The 16633-nt window shown below is 50.8% G+C and carries 16 protein-coding genes and 4 pseudogenes; 10 read left to right on the top strand and 10 right to left on the bottom strand.

Annotated elements, in window-relative coordinates; translation table 11 throughout:
* Nucleotides 1-115: 115 nt before the first annotated feature.
* Nucleotides 116-712 (top strand): annotated as a pseudogene (locus BV390_RS28760) (LysR substrate-binding domain-containing protein); the annotation flags it as partial.
* Between the two features lie 41 nt (nt 713-753).
* Here BV390_RS28760 and BV390_RS28755 read toward each other — a convergent pair.
* From BV390_RS28755 to BV390_RS28735, 5 genes are all read right to left on the bottom strand, one after another.
* Nucleotides 754-1413 carry an SDR family oxidoreductase gene (locus tag BV390_RS28755; RefSeq protein ID WP_085397589.1) on the bottom strand — a complete coding sequence of 220 codons (660 nt, stop codon included), beginning with the start codon at nt 1411-1413 and terminating at the stop codon, nt 754-756.
* A 294-nt stretch (nt 1414-1707) separates the two neighbouring features.
* Nucleotides 1708-2544 carry a helix-turn-helix transcriptional regulator gene (locus BV390_RS28750; protein ID WP_023279881.1) on the bottom strand — a complete coding sequence of 279 codons (837 nt, stop codon included), beginning with the start codon at nt 2542-2544 and terminating at the stop codon, nt 1708-1710.
* Nucleotides 2545-2619: 75 nt separating this feature from the next.
* The gene (locus tag BV390_RS28745; RefSeq protein WP_023279882.1) at nt 2620-3471 is read right to left on the bottom strand and encodes a DMT family transporter; all 852 of its coding nucleotides are present in this window, start codon (nt 3469-3471) and stop codon (nt 2620-2622) included.
* A gap of 106 nt (nt 3472-3577) precedes the next feature.
* A complete protein-coding gene (locus tag BV390_RS28740; protein WP_017384065.1) occupies nt 3578-4453 on the bottom strand; it encodes an MBL fold metallo-hydrolase in 876 nt (291 codons plus the stop codon).
* Between the two features lie 82 nt (nt 4454-4535).
* Nucleotides 4536-5468 carry a LysR family transcriptional regulator gene (locus BV390_RS28735; RefSeq protein WP_158002126.1) on the bottom strand — a complete coding sequence of 311 codons (933 nt, stop codon included), beginning with the start codon at nt 5466-5468 and terminating at the stop codon, nt 4536-4538.
* Between the two features lie 260 nt (nt 5469-5728).
* Between BV390_RS28735 and BV390_RS28730 the strand changes: the two genes are divergently transcribed.
* Nucleotides 5729-6853, top strand: a complete 1125-nt coding sequence (locus BV390_RS28730; RefSeq protein ID WP_023279877.1) for an alkene reductase — start codon at nt 5729-5731, stop codon at nt 6851-6853.
* Nucleotides 6854-6948: 95 nt separating this feature from the next.
* Nucleotides 6949-7257: an ArsR/SmtB family transcription factor gene (locus BV390_RS28725; protein WP_032415288.1), complete on the top strand. Its 309-nt coding sequence runs from the start codon at nt 6949-6951 to the stop codon at nt 7255-7257.
* 546 nt (nt 7258-7803) lie between these two features.
* On the opposite strand, the pseudogene BV390_RS28720 reads toward BV390_RS28725, so the two are convergent.
* A pseudogene (locus BV390_RS28720) lies at nt 7804-8492 on the bottom strand (IS3 family transposase); the annotation flags it as partial.
* A 60-nt stretch (nt 8493-8552) separates the two neighbouring features.
* The gene (locus BV390_RS30955) at nt 8553-8705 is read right to left on the bottom strand and encodes a tRNA (adenosine(37)-N6)-threonylcarbamoyltransferase complex ATPase subunit type 1 TsaE (protein WP_139156019.1); all 153 of its coding nucleotides are present in this window, start codon (nt 8703-8705) and stop codon (nt 8553-8555) included.
* 858 nt (nt 8706-9563) lie between these two features.
* On the opposite strand from BV390_RS30955, the gene BV390_RS28715 reads away from it, so the two are divergent.
* Both BV390_RS28715 and acuR read left to right on the top strand, forming a co-directional pair.
* A complete protein-coding gene (locus BV390_RS28715; protein WP_017384073.1) occupies nt 9564-9860 on the top strand; it encodes a helix-turn-helix transcriptional regulator in 297 nt (98 codons plus the stop codon).
* Nucleotides 9861-10283: 423 nt separating this feature from the next.
* Entirely contained in the window at nt 10284-10940 is a 657-nt protein-coding gene (acuR, locus tag BV390_RS28710) for an acrylate utilization transcriptional regulator AcuR (RefSeq protein WP_023280966.1), read from the top strand.
* Between the two features lie 62 nt (nt 10941-11002).
* On the opposite strand, the gene acuI is transcribed toward acuR, so the two are convergent.
* A complete protein-coding gene (acuI, locus tag BV390_RS28705) occupies nt 11003-11986 on the bottom strand; it encodes an acrylyl-CoA reductase (NADPH) (RefSeq protein WP_023280857.1) in 984 nt (327 codons plus the stop codon).
* A 400-nt stretch (nt 11987-12386) separates the two neighbouring features.
* Here acuI and BV390_RS28695 point away from each other — a divergent pair.
* The 5 genes from BV390_RS28695 to fghA all read left to right on the top strand — a co-directional run bounded on the left by BV390_RS28695 (nt 12387) and on the right by fghA (nt 15960).
* A protein-coding gene (locus tag BV390_RS28695) for an IS1 family transposase (RefSeq protein ID WP_223195083.1) occupies nt 12387-13084 on the top strand; the annotation gives its coding sequence in 2 pieces (ribosomal slippage) (nt 12387-12636 and nt 12636-13084; 699 coding nt in all).
* Nucleotides 13085-13197: 113 nt separating this feature from the next.
* On the top strand, nt 13198-13473 hold the full coding sequence (frmR, locus tag BV390_RS28685; RefSeq protein WP_017384071.1) for a formaldehyde-responsive transcriptional repressor FrmR: 276 nt from the start codon (nt 13198-13200) through the stop codon (nt 13471-13473).
* Nucleotides 13474-13507: 34 nt separating this feature from the next.
* Nucleotides 13508-14617 (top strand): S-(hydroxymethyl)glutathione dehydrogenase, encoded by a 1110-nt coding sequence (frmA, locus tag BV390_RS28680; protein ID WP_017384070.1) that lies wholly within the window; start codon nt 13508-13510, stop codon nt 14615-14617.
* A gap of 43 nt (nt 14618-14660) precedes the next feature.
* A complete protein-coding gene (locus BV390_RS28675; protein ID WP_012561111.1) occupies nt 14661-15059 on the top strand; it encodes a VOC family protein in 399 nt (132 codons plus the stop codon).
* 64 nt (nt 15060-15123) lie between these two features.
* On the top strand, nt 15124-15960 hold the full coding sequence (fghA, locus tag BV390_RS28670; RefSeq protein ID WP_012561110.1) for an S-formylglutathione hydrolase: 837 nt from the start codon (nt 15124-15126) through the stop codon (nt 15958-15960).
* A 27-nt stretch (nt 15961-15987) separates the two neighbouring features.
* Here fghA and BV390_RS30950 read toward each other — a convergent pair.
* Both BV390_RS30950 and BV390_RS28660 read right to left on the bottom strand, forming a co-directional pair.
* Nucleotides 15988-16140, bottom strand: a pseudogene (locus BV390_RS30950) (recombinase family protein); the annotation flags it as partial.
* Between the two features lie 114 nt (nt 16141-16254).
* Nucleotides 16255-16531: pseudogene (locus BV390_RS28660) on the bottom strand (IS3 family transposase); the annotation flags it as partial.
* Between the last annotated feature and the right edge of the window lie 102 nt (nt 16532-16633).

Genomic DNA, 16633 nt, shown 5'->3' with positions numbered 1-16633 from the left:
CGAAAGAAAAGCGGCGATCATCACGTGATTCTCGCTCAATATTCGTAACCAGTAAGCGCATACCCTGAATCACTTAAAGTGTAATTCTCAGGGTGCGAATGACTATAATTCGCTCATAGATATGCCTGTCGCGTTTGCGGCTTTACTTGTTATACCCAACCTGCCTGATTTTTATCGCCAGCATCCCGGAATTGAAATTATCCTGAGCAGCTCAGACCGCCGACGGAATATGCTGCATGATGGCCTGGACTGCATACTGAGGGTGGGGGAGCTGGACGATGGCGACTATATCGCAAAGGAGGTGGGAACCGTTAAAATGACGACCTGCGCCAGTCCTGCGTATCTTGATCAACACGGCACCCCGGAAACAATGGACGAGTTGCAGCAGCATCAGGCCGTCAACTGGATTAACAGCAGCAACAGACAAGTTATGCCCTGGACATTCGGGACGTCAGAGGGCTCCACCGAAATTGAACTTCCAGGCAGGCTTGTCGTGGATAACTCAGAAGCCTACATTGCAGCAGGCCTGGCGGGGCTGGGAATACTACAGGGCATGAATATTTTTTTGCAGCCTTATCTCGATCGCGGGCTGTTGGTAGAGGTTCTGCCAGATAATACGTCCCCGAATCGCAAACTGTAACTTCTGTATCCGCACCGCCATCTCTCCCGAAAAGTACGGGCGTTTACCGACTGGCTGGAAAGTTTATTGTAAACGCCTGGGGGCCTGCAGCCTGCTGGTACGTGCGCTGCCTTTTATCGGCCCGCCAGCTTCTGTATGGCTTCACGGACAGGAGCATCGCCAGACGTCAGCTCAATGATGACGCGGCTGACGGCAGGTTGCTCAATGAGTTCAGCCAGCGTAGCCGCCACGTCATCACGGGGCACGTTACCATACGGGATGGCCAGGCCGGCACGTACATAACCCGTACCAGTCTTATCCTGCAGCGCGCCGGGGCGCAGGATCACCCAGTCAAGCTCGCTTTGTGCTAGTTCCACATCGGCCATTTTTTTAACACGCATATAATTTTCGAATGATTCAGAAGTGGTTTCTCCCCGTGCGGACTCCGGGAATGCAGAAACGAGCAGAAAGCGAGACACACCGGCACTGAGGGCGGCAGCTACCGACTTTTTCAGCCCTTCGCCGTCGACCGCATTGGTCATCTCCTGTCCCCCCTTACCGCCGGCACCGGCAGTAAACACCACTGTATCACTACCTGCAAAGTGCATCGCCAGCGCAGCTGCATCCAGCTCTGTCAGGCTCCCACTGACGGGCTCAGCACCCAGCTCGCCTAGCAATGCCTGCTGCTCTGGCTTACGGTAGAGGGCACGAACAGCATGCCCCCTACCTGAAAGGATCCTGCACAGACGCTGGCCGATTTTGCCTGTACCACCGATAATGAAAACATGAACCACAGTTGTCTCCTTCTGGGGTTATGATGTGTCCGAAATTATAACCTGACATCAGGTCAGTTCCTTTGAGCCTGACCGATTGCACTGCATGCTGCTGCCAGCACCAGACAGCTGGTCAGATACTCAGTTGTTCTTATAGCTGAGAACAACAGCCGTACCGATTTAGCTCTCCCGTCACGATGAGAACTCCTGAACCGGTTACACGCAATGCCGGCCAATATCTTCCGTTATATTCGAAAGATCCACGCAAGTTACTGAAGTGCGAGGGACGCAATGTGTACCTTGAACGAACTGAAGTCAGCGGAACCCTGAAGGTTCGATTCCATAGCGTTCAGAAAACTGCTTGCTGAAGCTCGATAGTGAATTGTAACCCACCCGCCCCGCGACCGTTTTTACCGGCAGCGTCGATGTCATCAGCAGGCGGAGAGCCTCCGCGATACGTGCATCGGCGATAACTGAGCGTAAGCTGGTTGACTCACTGGCCAGGTGGCGCCGAAGCGTGGGGCCACTGAGTCCCGTCAGATCTTCAATTTCAGCAGCACTCCAGGGATGAGCCGGTTTGTCCGCTACCATCTGACGGATTTTCATGGCCAGACTTGGCTGCCGGGCTCGCAGCAAAGCATGGTATCCCATGCCATAAAGCCAGAGCACCACTTCAACCATGGCGTGCAGGGAAAGCGGACGCTTCCCTTCCCGCATTGCGGCTGTCCAGCGGTTAAGGGGTGAAAGAAGAGCTGATACGGAAATGGCTGCGATGCTGCCGGTGTCCTGTGGTGGTGGTGCGGCAAGTAACAGCCTGGCTGCTTCAAGCTGTTCCTCCGCGAGCACCACGCTCAGGGCAACAAACTCACCACTTTGTTCTGAAGGGGCATATTCTATATCGATGCTACGGGCATTCGGGACGACCATAATCTCGCCCGGGATCACCCGGTGCCATTTCTCATTTTCACGATACCGGAATTCTCCTTCCAGCGGGAAGGAAAGGGTCGCACCTTCCACCTCGAACTTCTTTACCTGATGCGTCTGTTCTGCGCGAAGGCAATCGCAGGGAAGTGGAAAACGGGAGCGTGCCAGGGTAAGAAGCTCAGCGAGGAGATCATCAACGGGAGAATCGGAAAAGCTGACTGTTTGCATATTCATCCGGAATTTGACTTTGACCGCTATTATACGTCGCCATATACAAAAGCATACAGCGACGCGTGCGGTTGTCTATTCCCGGATGACAAAAATCAGGCCGATTATAGTTATTGCCATACCCACAAGCATGGGCAATGTAATGGCCTCTCCAAACAGCAACCACGCTTCAGCTGCCGTGAGAATGGGAACCAGGTAAAAGTAAGTAGCGACTTTGGTTGCTTCACCGCTTCGTATCATAAAAATCAGCAACATAATCGCCAGAACCGATACGCCAATAACCAGCCAGCCCAGACCCAGCGCAAATGATAAGCTCCACTGCGTCGGAGCAGATTCGAACATCAGGCTAATTGCACCCATCGATATTGTCAAAGTGACGTACTGTAAAAACGTGTTCGCAAAGATATGTCCATCTCCCTGAGCACGGCGCTGATAAAGCGCTCCGATCGTTACGCCAAATAACCCCAGCATGACCGACCCAAAAGCCACAGGATCCAGTGCAAAACTATGCTGGCCTGGCGAGAGCACCAGGAAAACGCCCGCAAAGCCAATCGCAATACCCAGCCATTTCCGGGGATGCAGGGACTGACGGTGCATGAGTGAAACCAGTATTGCAGTCAGTACCGGCTGCAGGCCGGTGATGAGCGCCACAATGCCTGACGGCATGCCACGATGGATGGCATAAAAGCATCCGCCCAGAAAGAAGCTCTGCAGGAAAAGTCCGACAATCAGGTTGCGAACCATTCCTCTGCCGGACGGAAAACGGGCCCTGAACCCCAGTGTAAGCAGCAGAAGGACCAGACAGGAAAATGCGCCACGCAGGAATAAAAGATGAAACGGCGCGCTGTACTGCACGGTAAATTTGGCTGCGACAAACCCTGACTCCAGAGGAATACAAAAAGCCAGGGCGCAAGAGTAATGAGCCATTTTTTTGTGAGGCAGTGATATTCATAGTATTGCAGGTGGGTTCTTGTCGGGCGATATGAAAGGGGATCTTCCCGGTCACTATTGTGTGCACCGGGAAGGAAGGTGATCAGACTGCGGGTGACCACAGGTCGTAATTCAGTGCGAAGCTGTTACCTTCACGGATAACCTTACCGGTAGTAGGCAGGTTGAAGTGCATACCACTGACAGCCAGGTTATCGCTCGCTGCGCGGTCAAGCACTTTGCTACGGATGGCCGCCGCCGCCGCAGGATCGCTGTCGAACGCGATAGTAACGTCAGGCTGAGCAACCTGAATGTGCGGGAAGTGAACAATATCACCCCAGATGAGCAGCGACTCTTTTTCATCACCCAGCAGATAACCGGTATGTCCTGGTGTATGGCCGAACAGCGGTACAGTCTGAATACCTGGTAAAATCGCTTCCTCGCGGAATGGCACCAGTTTGTCGTCATAAGCGCTGAAGGCGTTCCTTGCTACTTCAAAGAACGGCTTGAATGCGTCAGGCGCGCCAGCGGAAATGGTTTCATCACGCCAGAAAGCGAGTTCTTTCTCATGCACAAACAACTGCTGAACATTGCGGAAAACGGGAGTCTGCAGGGGGCCTGCAAGCCCGCCGATATGGTCAGGATGCGCGTGAGTCAGGAGAAGGGTATCAATCTGAAGCGGGTCAATGCCTGCCGCGGCCAGGGCTACCTGAAGCCGACCGCCCCAGCCATTGATACCTCCGGCACCACTGTCAATCAGGATGGTTCGCTCAGGCGTCTGGATAACGTAGACGTTGATATTAATACGGGGTACTGCTGGCACACCGCGCTTCTGCAGTAAATCCTCGGCACGTGAGCCGTCAATACCAGACAGCAGCTCAAAAGATACGTCCAGATAGCCATCACTCAGCATGGTCACAGTCATGTCACCTACTTTTTTGCGATTGATAGCCGGGGCCTGCCAGTTCAGTTGTGAAGTCATATTGGTCTCCGTTACGATTAGAGGTCATCAGGTTTTACTTTAGCAATAGTAACGAAATTTCTGGTTCGAACTGCTCATCCTGCTACGTAAACCGCTCATTCTTAAAATCCGGAGCACAGCAGGTTATATTGCTTTTGCCTTTCTCATGTAAGGTGTCGGTATTATCTTTACCGGAGCCTGTAATGGACATTATTGGAATTATCATGTCGGCGGGAAAAGCCTCTGACCAGTCCTCAAGCACCCGACAATAGTGTCCCGCCTCAATCCCCGCCAGGGCAGAAGACTCCGGCAGGTAGGCCAGGCCGTAGCCATCTTTTACTGCCTGAAGCATTGGATAAATGCTTGAAAAAGTAAGCTGCCCGTCCACTTTTTTCACAATCTCCCCCTGCCTGACAAATTCCCAGCCATACAGCGGGCCTGTGGGTGACAGACGTATATTGATGCAGTCATGTTTTTCCAGCTGAGAGGGATGTAGCGGCAGACCTCTTTCTGCAAGATAGGTGGACGATCCAATGACGACAAACCGTATGTCCGGTGCGATTCGGACGGCCACCATATCCTTTAATATGTCATCACCAATTCGGACTCCGGCATCAAAATTGCCCTCAACAATGTCGACAAAACCGTTCTGCTGCGACATTTCCACCTTGATATCCGAATATTTTTTTAGTAACGGTGACAATCGTGGCCAGAGACATTCATGAATCATGTGATCTGATACCGTAAGTCTGACCAGCCCAGCCGGTGTATGGCGCAGTCTCTGAAGAGCTGTCACGCCCGCTTCAATGCGCGCAAGACCGGGTTCAAGCGTCAGTAATAATTGTTTACCGGCTTCGGTGACAGCCACCCGCCTGGTTGTACGCATAAGTAACGGCATGCCAACGCGCTCCTCGAGACGACGTATCGTGTGTGAAAGCGTGGATGCCGAGATCCCGAGGCGGACAGCAGCCCGTGAAAAACTGCACTCCTGTGCTACTGCCATGAATGCAACATAGTCATTAAAATCGTGACGCATACCGTTCCCGTTCAGGATCTCCGATAACATTATCAGAACCATTTAGGTTCATGATGCCGATTCTGTGAGCCATCAGGCAACTCCCCCGTTCCGCTCATCCGATCATAATTTTTATAAATCTAGATATTGATAAATCTCAATATGTGGAATAAAGTGTCGTGGTTCTGCGGCTACATCGGCCGAACGACGACATGCCAGGTCGTAAATGCTGAGACATGGCGTTTCAGTGATATTGAAAATTCGCTATATCAGGATATGTAATGAAGACGAAAAACCTGTTCTCTCCCACCAGACTAGGTCCCTACACCCTGAAGAATCGTGTTGTACTTCCGCCTTTAACCCGCTCACGGAGCTCACAACCGGGTGATATTCCGAACGAACTGATGGCTGAATATTACGCACAGCGCAGCAGTGCCGGGTTTATGGTGACCGAAGGAACACAAATCGAACCTCGTGGGCAGGGTTATGCGTGGACCCCGGGGATCTACAGCTCACGGCAAGTGGAAGGCTGGAAGAAAGTGACGCGGGCAGTGCATGAAAAAGAAGGCATCATTTTTGCCCAGCTCTGGCATGTCGGAAGAGTATCCCATAACTCCCTGCAGCCATGTAACGCCTCGCCTGTCGCTCCGTCGGCGATACCGGCAGGGGAAAACGTTAAGGTATTCATCGAAACCGGGCCGGGAGAGGGTGCGCTGGCTACCGCTTCCTGCCCCCGCGCACTGGAAAAAGAGGAAATTAGTGAGATTGTCAGGATGTACGCCGGGGCAGCTCAGAACGCCCTTGATGCCGGTTTTGACGGTGTGGAAATTCACTGTGCAAATGGATACCTGGTTAACCAGTTCATGTCATCCCATAGCAACAAAAGAGAGGATGAATATGGTGGCTCATTACATAACCGGCTGCGGTTTCTGCGCGAAGTGACGCAGGCTGTCGCTGATGTGGTCGGTAAAGACCGTGTGGGAGTCCGTTTTGCTCCGCTCTTTCAGACCACGGATGAAGTAAGGGTCTATCTTGGCCTGGTGGAAGATGATCCCCATGAAACCTATACCGAAGCCGTTAAAATTCTTGAAGAAATCGGAATAGCCTATATTTCTCTTGCTGAAGCCGACTGGGATGATGCTCCCGAATTGCCTGAAGCATTCAGAGCTGAAGTCCGTAAGTTATTCAGCGGTGTAATTATGTATGCCGGGCGATATACGCAAGAAAAAGCCGAACGGATTATCGGTGCTGGCTGGGGAGACATTATCGGATTTGGCCGCCCGTTCATAGCTAATCCGGATTTACCGCAGCGCCTTTATCATGAATGGCCACTGAATCCGGTCGATCCAACAACCATGTATGGTGGAACGGCAAAAGGCTACACAGATTATCCCGCCTTTGGCTAACCATTCTTATGAGCATCAGCTTTTCAAAAGCTGATGCTTAACGTAGAGAAGTATCGTAACATTGCAATTCCTCAATGCGACAAGTGACAGAGTTTATGCCTGATATTGATTTGAATGACGTGATTAAGGCGCTGGGAAACCCTGTTAGAAGAAAAATTCTGCATATGCTCAAGGAACCGAAAATACACTTCCATCAGCCTTATGCTGATGCGGACGAGTTCGGTGTGTGTGTCAGTATCATTCAGGAAAAGGTCGGGCTCTCACAGTCTACCGTTTCTCTTTACCTCTCAGCTCTTCAACGGGCACAACTTGTTACTTCTCAGCGCATCGGTCCCTGGACGTACTACAAACGTGACAATGATAAAATAAGGGTTGTTCTTGAGTTGCTGAAAAATACAATCTGATACAGGACTGAGCACATTCAGTGTAACAGTACCGGGGGTTCGTACTTGCGATCCCGGCAGGCATTCCATGAAAGCGCACTAATTCCTCAATATCAGGCTGCAGACCGGTCATAAGAGGCTAATAGTTTTGCAAAATATCCACCAGTTTGGGTCAAATCACTCTGTCGGTTGGTGTGCATACTCGGTGCAAGGACCTGCAGATATTTAAGATGGCGGATAGCTTGTTACAGTGCCGCTGATGACATTCCGACCCTGTTGCCGTCCGGGTAAGATAATACCTCTGACAGCGGTCATAAAAGCCCAACATAATTGTCTTTCGAGCCATATATTAATCGCTCATCGCGCTCTCTTTTTCGAAGAGGTGTCACTTAATCATGATCGGTCAGTACAAAAAGACAGTGCTTTTCCAAATTCCGGACGGTTGTATGCGAAAACGGTGAAGCTCAACAAATGGTGTCATCGCTGTGCAATGCTCTGCGGGCTCATTCTTTCAGTTAACTGTTTGGTTACAGCTTCAATGAAGTATTTCAGTTAATTCACAGCGAGGGTTTGAGGAAACCACGCTGTGATTACCCAACGCTCATCCGGAGCATCCGGATTGAACTGTCGCTGGAGCTTGTTGGGCGACACGATACTGGCCTCGCCTTTACATGCCCTCGGGCTCCGGTATCCGACCTGAGCCTTTATCCCGACACGTTTCATCAGTCGCCAGACTCTGTTCACTCCGCACTGTTGCCCGCTGTCCCGCAGATCCAGATGGATTTTGCGATAACCATAGACGCATCCCGATTCCAGCCAGAACTGTTTAATCTGTCCTGTCAGTCTCAGGTCTGCCTGATGGCGTTGTGAATGCGGCTGCTGAAGCCAGGCGTAAAAACCACTGGGATGTTCATCCAGCACCCGACAGAGCAGGCGAACAGGCCAGCAATAGGTGTTGTCACGAATAAAGGCGTACCTCAGTCGGACAGCTTTGCGAAGTACGCCGCGGCTTTTTTTAATATGTCCCGTTCGTCGGTAACCCGCTTCAGCTCTTTCTGAAGACGGCGGATCTCGGCCTGAGCATCTGACTGTTCTTTATTAGTGGAAGAATCCGGACCGTAGTTCTTTATCCAGGCGTAAAGGCTGTGGGTGGTGATATCGAGACGCGTTGCAACGCTGGCAACAGAATAACCGCGATCAACAACCTGTTTGACTGCTTCAATTTTAAACTCTTCAGGATAACGCTTACCGCTCATGGGCACCTCTCTTTAAGTCATCTTAAATGACTCTGAGGTGTCTGTTAAACCTGTGGCGATTCACTTACCTGAACCCAGCTCACCTTCCAGACCAATAATATTGACATCAGGTGTCCTGATGATCTGAGCCACATTCTCTGCAACTTTTTCATGACTGCTGCCTCTAAACATATCCTGGTCAGCGGGTGATTCCGTCTGCAATCGTAGAGTCATTCAGCAATTTCCTTCGTTATAACGTAAGATTCTTTCACTATTAGACACAGTACAGAGCCCACAGCAACCAAATGACTGCAGCCGGGGCAGTTTAGTTTTAAGCATGCATAAGCCGATTTCGATGGAATCCCTTTCACACAATAATATTGAATTGAAGCAATGAAAACATTAATGTGTTTGTTGTGACTAGCTGCAGGGGCCTGGAAGAAATTCCAAAGCCTGACAAACCGGAACAGGGCTTGCTCTGCTCCGGTTTTATCCAGTTCATCTTGAAGCCCTTGTTTTTGTTACATATCCCTGCTCACTCTTTCAGCCATTGTTAAGCTTCTTGTGTGTAATCTGCGAATAATACGGATGCAAAATTGATGCAATGGATTATACATACCTACAGCGCACGTTACGCTGAGCTGAATCGAATTTCAGAGAACGTTCTTCGCTATTACCCTGCCCAGCCAGTTGAACACATTTTATCATCCGGCCCCGAGAGTGACATGTTCTCTGCCTGGTACAGCCTTCATCAGAGTCAAACTAGACGTTATTTACAGGCAAAAGAAGACAGCTACAGAGTTTAAGTCTGACATTATTCGTGGCTGTGTCTGCCTTCGGAGTTTTCAGCTTATCCCGATAACAGCGGTTTTGAAAAATTGACGTTTTTTACACCGGTACATTGCCCGAACGCAATCTCCCCCGTAGCGAAATACCGCCCCGCAGAAAATCGTCCATGCTCGGCATGCCCCTGGAACATCAGCATCTTTTCAATAAAGGTTTTACAGCCTATAGTCTGTATAACACAAAATACACCTTACCTGCTGTATTACAGGGCGGTACTCCCTACTCAGTCTGCGAGGCAGGTCACTTATGAATAATCAGTTCCCGATAAAAACGCTGAACCAGCTCAGACCTGTGCTAATCGGGTTTCGCAAAATCAAGGGCTTCACGCAAAAAGATGTGTCTGAGAGGCTTGGCGTAACGCAGCAAACCTATGCCCGCCTGGAAGCAAACCCTGCTAGCGCCAGTATTGATCGTCTGTACAAGGTATTCAGTATTCTGGGCGTAGAAATAACGCTGTCATCTATTTCCCCTTCACCCTTCATTTCCCACACAGAGATGAGGGGGGCATTTGACAGCACTCCCGCCAGACGGGAGAAATGGTGACTATTAGAAGTTTGCTAGTTTTGTCGAATGACGCCAACTACATGTCCGCATCCATCGAGTAGTGGCTTCAAGCCACGATTGTCACTGCCTCCGCTGCCTTTTTCCAGTAACTCTCTCCTTTTAATTCTAATATTTAGGGGTGTCAACGCAAAGCAGAAACGGCACCTTCTTTGCGAGACAGAAATGACCTGTGATTGCCTGGCCGATTTATGGCAGCTAAGTGCGAGAAGCGGATATAGCGAATTCGCCATTGTACGGGATTAGCAGGTTTACTGAAGCAACCTGCGATGGCGTTATGGCAATAGTCAGTCCCCTGTCCAGTCGGCATAGGTGGCCACCTCGTCACCGCCGGGGATAAACTGATTGAAGCCTCCGCGCAAAATCACTTATTCTTTTCCGTTAATAAAATGCAGGAGCAAAGTCATGACTGGCGAAATTCGTGGGCGAGGCAGGCCACGAAAAACAGAGAGTACCTATACAGATACCCGTAATGACCTGATCCGAAGCGGGCTTGAACTGCTCACGCAGAATGGTTTTCTTTCAACGGGAGTCGATGCCATTGTCAAAAATGCCAGTGTTCCTAAAGGCTCATTTTATTACTATTTCAAGAGCAAAGAAGAGTATGCCCAGACTGTTCTGAGCGCCTATGACAGTTTCTTTGTGCATAAACTCCAAAAACATCTGTATGAATCATCCTTCACACCAATGATGCGTCTGGAAAATTTCATCGACGATGCCTGCGACGGCATTAAAAAGTACAATTTCACCCGGGGCTGTCTGGTTGGCAATATGATGCAGGAGAGTCCGGGTCTTCCACTGTCCTTTATCAAACAGCTCCACGAAATACTTGAGCGCTGGCAGGCGCTTGTGGCGTGCTGTCTGTCCGACGCGTTATCTTCGGGCGAAATCCGTTCCGATATGAATAATACGCAACTGGCGGCCATTTTCTGGAGCAGTTGGGAGGGTGCCGTAATGCGTGCCAAACTTTATTGCTCAACCCAGCCTGTGTACGACTTCTGGAGCTATTTCAAAAAGTCAGTACGCTATCAGCCCTCTAAGGACACGGCTGTTGAAAAGTAAAAAAGGGGCCGCAGCCCCTGATAATAATTATCAAACCCAGGCTGAGCCTGGCTTCCACTTCATTAGCTACACTGAATTACTGCCCGGCCACGAATTCCGCCACTCAGAAGTTTTTCGGCCACATTGATGGCATCACTCAGCGGATAAACGGTGGTCAGGCTATCCAGTCTGGACTCCGGTAAATACTGTACCGCCTGCTGCCAGATCGCCGCTCTTTTTTCCTTCGCGAACATGACACTGTCAATCCCTTTCAGCGTGACGCCACGCAGGATAAACGGAGCCACATTCCCCATTAGTTCCATCCCCTGTGCCATGCCGCAGGCTGCAACAATACTGCCATAACGCACCCCGGCGCATACATTGCAGAGCGTATGGCTACCGACTGTATCAATGGCGGCAGCCCAGCGTTCTTTCTGTAACGGTTTTCCGGGACAGGAGAGCTCGGAACGGTTAATAATCTCGTCCACACCGACCGTTTTATAGAGCCAGGCAGCCTCTTCCGGGCGTCCAGTAGACGCCGTAACGCGGTACCCCATTGATGCAAGGATCATGGCCGCAATGCTCCCGACGCCGCCGCTGGCACCGGTAACAAGTACCGGACCATCTTCAGGCTTAATACCATGATTCAGAAGTGCGTCTACGCACAGCATCGCGGTAAACCCAGCTGTTCCGATTGCCATTACGTGTTTGCCGTTAGCGCCAGCCGGGAGCGGCGTCAGCCAGTCTCCATTTACCCGTGCTTTTTCGGATAGTCCGCCCCAGTGTTTTTCCCCAACACCCCAGCCGGTCAGGAGAACCTTATCTCCGGCCTGATATTCGGGATGTGAACTGGCGGACACTGTACCGGTAAAATCAATGCCGGGCACCATGGGAAAGCGTCGGACGATTGGGCCCCGGCCCGTAATGGCCAGTGCGTCTTTGTAGTTGATGGATGAATAGTCAACATTGACCTCCACATCCCCCTGCGGTAGTTCACTTTCAGCGATTTCAGCAAGTTGCGCACTATAGCGTCCATCTGTTTTGTTGATTAATAAAGATTTAAACACGTTCACCTCGTTTGTCCGGGCGTTTACCGTTCAGTCATTAAGTCGTCAATAAATAATATTGACCGATCGTCTAATAATCAACACTACTATCCCAGTGCTTTGCCAGCATTCAAGAAACATTATTCATTTCATGCACTTAAAGCTGTCTTTTTTGACCGACATCAAACTGTATTCTGGTTTATCTGGTGCAGAGGGAAAATCAGCATCCCTGAAGATACATAGCTAATGCTTCAGAACACGGCTGATGATGCGATAAAACAACCAGGCTTTAATGAGTTAGTCTGAGCGGACCTTCGGCTCAGTAAATAGGTCCGCTCCGTGCCAAGAGCAGACGCTGGTAATTCGGGTAATGGTGCCAACTTACTGATTTAGTGTATGATGGTGTTTTTGAGGTGCTCCAGTGGCTTCTGTTTCTATCAGCTGTCCCTCCTGTTCAGCTACTGAAGGCGTGGTGCGTAACGGTAAAAGTACTGCCGGACATCAGCGCTATCTCTGCTCTCACTGCCGTAAAACATGGCAGCTACAGTTCACTTACACCGTCTCTCAGCCCGGTACACACCAGAAAATTATTGATATGGCCATGAATGGCGTCGGATGTCGCGCCAGTGCACGCATTATGGGCGTTGGCCTCAACACGATTTTACGACACTTAAAAAACTCAGGCCGCAGTCGGTAAACTCACGCATACAACCGGGCAGTGACGTCATTGTTTGCGCGGAAATGGACGAACAGTGGGGTTACGTCGGCGCTAAATCACGCCAGCGCTGGTTGTTTTACGCGTATGACAGGATACGGAGGACGGTTGTGGCGCACGTATTCGGTGAACGCACGTTGGTCACGCTGGAGCGTCTTCTGGGCCTGCTGTCGGCCTTTGAGGTCGTGGTATGGATGACGGATGGCTGGCCGCTTTATGAATCACGCCTGAAGGGAGAACTGCACGTTATCAGCAAGCGATATACGCAGCGCATTGAGCGGCATAACCTGAATCTGAGGCAGCATCTGGCAAGGCTGGGCAGGAAGTCACTGTCGTTCTCAAAATCGGTGGAGCTGCATGACAAAGTCATCGGGCATTATCTGAACATAAAACACTATCAGTAAGTTGGAGTCATTACCGGTGCTCTGATATATTTATTATACTATAGTGGGGTATGTGTTGATCTTAATGTAATACTCCCCTATAGTATAAGAAATACAGAGCAGTGAGGTAAGCAATGCCCAGTACTCCTGAAGAGAAAAAAAAGGTCCTAACCCGGGTTCGCCGTATCCGGGGTCAGATTGATGCTCTGGAAAGAGCACTTGAAAGTGGCGCTGAATGCCGTTCCGTTCTCCAGCAAATCGCCGCCGTCCGGGGCGCCGCTAACGGACTGATGGCAGAGGTGCTGGAGAGCCACATACGGGAAACCTTTGACCAGAATGACAGCTACAGTCATGAAGTCAGTAAATCAGTTGACGATACGATTGAGCTGGTTCGTGCCTATCTTAAATAGGTGAGGCCATTATTACATTGAGGATATATTACGTATGAAATCACGTGCCGCTGTTGCATTTGCACCAGGGAAGCCCCTGGAGATTGTTGAAATTGATGTTGCTCCGCCTAAAAAAGGCGAGGTGCTGATTAAAAACACCCACACAGGTGTCTGCCATACCGATGCCTTTACCCTCTCAGGGAATGACCCTGAGGGCGTTTTCCCGGTGGTTCTCGGCCACGAGGGAGCCGGTATCGTCGTTGAAGTTGGTGAAGGCGTCACCAGTGTGAAGCCGGGTGACCATGTTATTCCGCTCTACACCGCTGAATGCGGGGAGTGTGAATTCTGCCAGTCCGGTAAAACGAACCTCTGTGTATCGGTTCGCGAGACTCAGGGCAAAGGACTGATGCCTGACGGGACCACTCGCTTTTCATACAACGGTCAGCCTCTTTACCACTACATGGGATGTTCCACATTCAGTGAATACACCGTTGTGGCCGAGGTTTCTCTGGCAAAAATTAACCCGGAGGCGAACCATGAACACGTCTGCCTGTTGGGTTGTGGCGTGACTACCGGTATTGGCGCCGTCCATAACACGGCTAAAGTGCAGCCGGGCGATTCAGTTGCCATTTTTGGTCTGGGGGCAATTGGTCTGGCTGCGGTACAGGGGGCCCGTCAGGCAAAAGCGGGACGTATTATCGCTATCGATACTAATCCGACAAAATTTGACCTGGCCCGTCAGTTCGGGGCCACTGACTGCATTAACCCGAATGATTATGACAAACCGATTAAAGATGTTCTGCTGGATATCAACAAGTGGGGTATTGACCATACCTTTGAATGTATCGGTAACGTTAACGTCATGCGTGCAGCGCTGGAAAGTGCTCACCGTGGGTGGGGGCAGTCCGTTGTCATTGGTGTCGCAGGGGCCGGACAGGAGATTTCCACCCGTCCTTTCCAGCTGGTCACCGGGCGCGTATGGAAAGGTTCCGCGTTTGGCGGAGTAAAAGGCCGCACTCAGCTCCCCGGTATGGTCGAGGATGCCATGAAGGGGGATATTGACCTTGAGCCATTTGTAACCCATACGATGACACTGGATGAAATCAATGACGCCTTCGAGCTTATGCATGAAGGCAAATCTATCCGGACAGTGATTCATTACTGATCCCATCAGAATTTTAATCAACTCAAACTGAAGGAAGTGGAAAATGACAACTCCGGTAATTTCTGGTGACGGCATCTTTTCTCATGTGTTCATTGGCGCAGCCGATGTCGAGAAATCCTCCGCATTTTACGATGTCGTCCTGGGCACGCTTGGTATCAATAACCTCGGCCCGTTTGGCAACGGCTGGGTACTCTATGGCCGCGAAAAGCCGGCATTTATCATTGCCCGTCCGGGCAACGGTGAAGCACCTTCCGCTAACGGGGTGACTGTCGGCTTCGCTGCTGCCACCCCGGAAGAGGTTGATGCTTTCCATGCTGCCGGCCTTGCCGCCGGTGGAGCTGATGAAGGTCAACCTGGCCCGCGTGGTCACCTTCCCGGGGCCTATGCTGCCTACCTGCGGGATCCGGCGGGTAACAAAATCACGGCGTATACGTTTATCTGACGTCCGGATTTAAAGATACTTCCCCTGGCTTCGGTCAGGGGAAATAACCATGAGATAACGGCTGATGGAACTCATTGAGCAGCATGCCAGCTCTGGCGGCTGGCAAAACGTGTACCGGCATTATTCACAATCCCTTAATTGTGAAATGAATTTCGGTGTGTATCTTCCTCCCAAAGCAGTAACAGAAAAACTGCCGGTACTATACTGGTTGTCGGGCCTGACCTGTACTGAGCAGAATTTCATCACCAAATCAGGTATGCAGCATTATGCAGCCCGGCATAACGTCATCGTTGTTGTCCCGGATACCAGTCCCCGGGGTAATAATGTCCCGGATGCCGACAGTTACGATCTTGGCCAGGGGGCCGGTTTTTATCTGAACGCGACGGAACAGCCGTGGAATGTTCATTACAGGATGTATGACTATATTCTCAGAGAGCTTCCGGATGTCGTCATGAATCATTTTCCTGCAACGGCAAGAAAATCTATATCCGGTCATTCTATGGGAGGGCTGGGTGCTCTGGTGCTGGCTCTGCGAAATCCTGGTGAATATGTGAGCGTATCAGCATTTTCCCCGATAGTATCGCCTTCTCAGGTGCCATGGGGGCAACAGGCATTTAGCGCTTACCTGGGTGAAAACAGAAAAACGTGGGAAGCCTACGATCCAGTCAGCCTCATTTTACAGGGTGAAAAATTACCAGAAATCTTCATTGATCAGGGGCTGAGTGACGCCTTTTATGAAGAGCAACTGCGCACCAAAATCCTTGAGAGAGTATGCAATGAGATGAACCTCAATGCGTCGTTCCGATATCATACTGGATACGACCACAGCTATTATTTCATTTCCAGCTTTATTGGTGAGCACATTGCTTACCATGCCAACAGGCTCAGGCTGTCAGCATGAGTTGATTTCCAGCCTCAGAAAATGTGCTTAATTTTCAGGCCTGAACAGGGCCTGAACCCTGCAGACCTGAGATGTACTGTAACTGGTGGCTTCAGCAGTTTCTCTTATGCTCAGTTTCTTGACCTGTCGGTAATACAGAACTTTCTTATGTCGTTCCTGATCGGCCTGTTTGCCCCGGTGAATCGCCACGGATAATCTAGACACTTCCGAGCCGTTGATGGACTGACCCCGCCCCGGTAGACGATCCTGCCCTATAGTTTGGACTGACCCCACGCCTGTAGACAAATCCTGTCCTCACGACGAGGCCTGTTCGAAGGCCTCCGGACTGACGTCGCCGAGGTGGCTGTGGCGCCGGGACCGGTTATAGAAGACTTCAATGTAATCGAAGATCCGCCCGGGCCAGATCCCTGGTTTTATATATGCGTTTTCTGATCCGTTCTTTTTTCAGCGAACTGAAGAACGATTCGGCCACCGCATTATCCCAGCAGTTGCCACGCCGGCTCATGCTCGGCGCCAGGTTATTGGCCCGGTAGAAGCGCTGCCAGTCGTCACTGCCGTACTGGCTGCCCTGGACGCCCTTCTAAGAGTCAAGCTGTTATCGGGATACTGTTGATCCGCCTGTTTTGATTGCGCAGTAACGTGTAAACTTCGCGGGAGATATATCGCTTTAGAC

Origin of the sequence: Klebsiella sp. YJ, assembly GCF_002108615.1 — a bacterium.
In the GTDB taxonomy this organism is placed as follows: Bacteria; Pseudomonadota; Gammaproteobacteria; order Enterobacterales; family Enterobacteriaceae; genus Klebsiella; species Klebsiella planticola.
Note: the sequence above shows the minus strand (reverse complement) of the source record. Positions and strands in the feature narration are given on the sequence as shown.

Excerpts from the sequence above, each read along its gene's own strand:
- BV390_RS28750 (WP_023279881.1), bottom strand. The coding sequence starts at position 2,544 with ATGCAAACAGTCAGCTTTTCCGATTCTCCCGTTGATGATCTCCTCGCT.
- BV390_RS28745 (WP_023279882.1), bottom strand. The coding sequence starts at position 3,471 with ATGGCTCATTACTCTTGCGCCCTGGCTTTTTGTATTCCTCTGGAGTCA.
- BV390_RS28740 (WP_017384065.1), bottom strand. The coding sequence starts at position 4,453 with ATGACTTCACAACTGAACTGGCAGGCCCCGGCTATCAATCGCAAAAAA.
- BV390_RS28735 (WP_158002126.1), bottom strand. The coding sequence starts at position 5,468 with ATGCGTCACGATTTTAATGACTATGTTGCATTCATGGCAGTAGCACAG.
- BV390_RS28730 (WP_023279877.1), top strand. The coding sequence starts at position 5,729 with ATGAAGACGAAAAACCTGTTCTCTCCCACCAGACTAGGTCCCTACACC.
- BV390_RS28725 (WP_032415288.1), top strand. The coding sequence starts at position 6,949 with ATGCCTGATATTGATTTGAATGACGTGATTAAGGCGCTGGGAAACCCT.
- BV390_RS30955 (WP_139156019.1), bottom strand. The coding sequence starts at position 8,705 with ATGACTCTACGATTGCAGACGGAATCACCCGCTGACCAGGATATGTTT.
- BV390_RS28715 (WP_017384073.1), top strand. The coding sequence starts at position 9,564 with ATGAATAATCAGTTCCCGATAAAAACGCTGAACCAGCTCAGACCTGTG.
- acuR (WP_023280966.1), top strand. The coding sequence starts at position 10,284 with ATGACTGGCGAAATTCGTGGGCGAGGCAGGCCACGAAAAACAGAGAGT.
- frmR (WP_017384071.1), top strand. The coding sequence starts at position 13,198 with ATGCCCAGTACTCCTGAAGAGAAAAAAAAGGTCCTAACCCGGGTTCGC.
- frmA (WP_017384070.1), top strand. The coding sequence starts at position 13,508 with ATGAAATCACGTGCCGCTGTTGCATTTGCACCAGGGAAGCCCCTGGAG.
- BV390_RS28675 (WP_012561111.1), top strand. The coding sequence starts at position 14,661 with ATGACAACTCCGGTAATTTCTGGTGACGGCATCTTTTCTCATGTGTTC.
- fghA (WP_012561110.1), top strand. The coding sequence starts at position 15,124 with ATGGAACTCATTGAGCAGCATGCCAGCTCTGGCGGCTGGCAAAACGTG.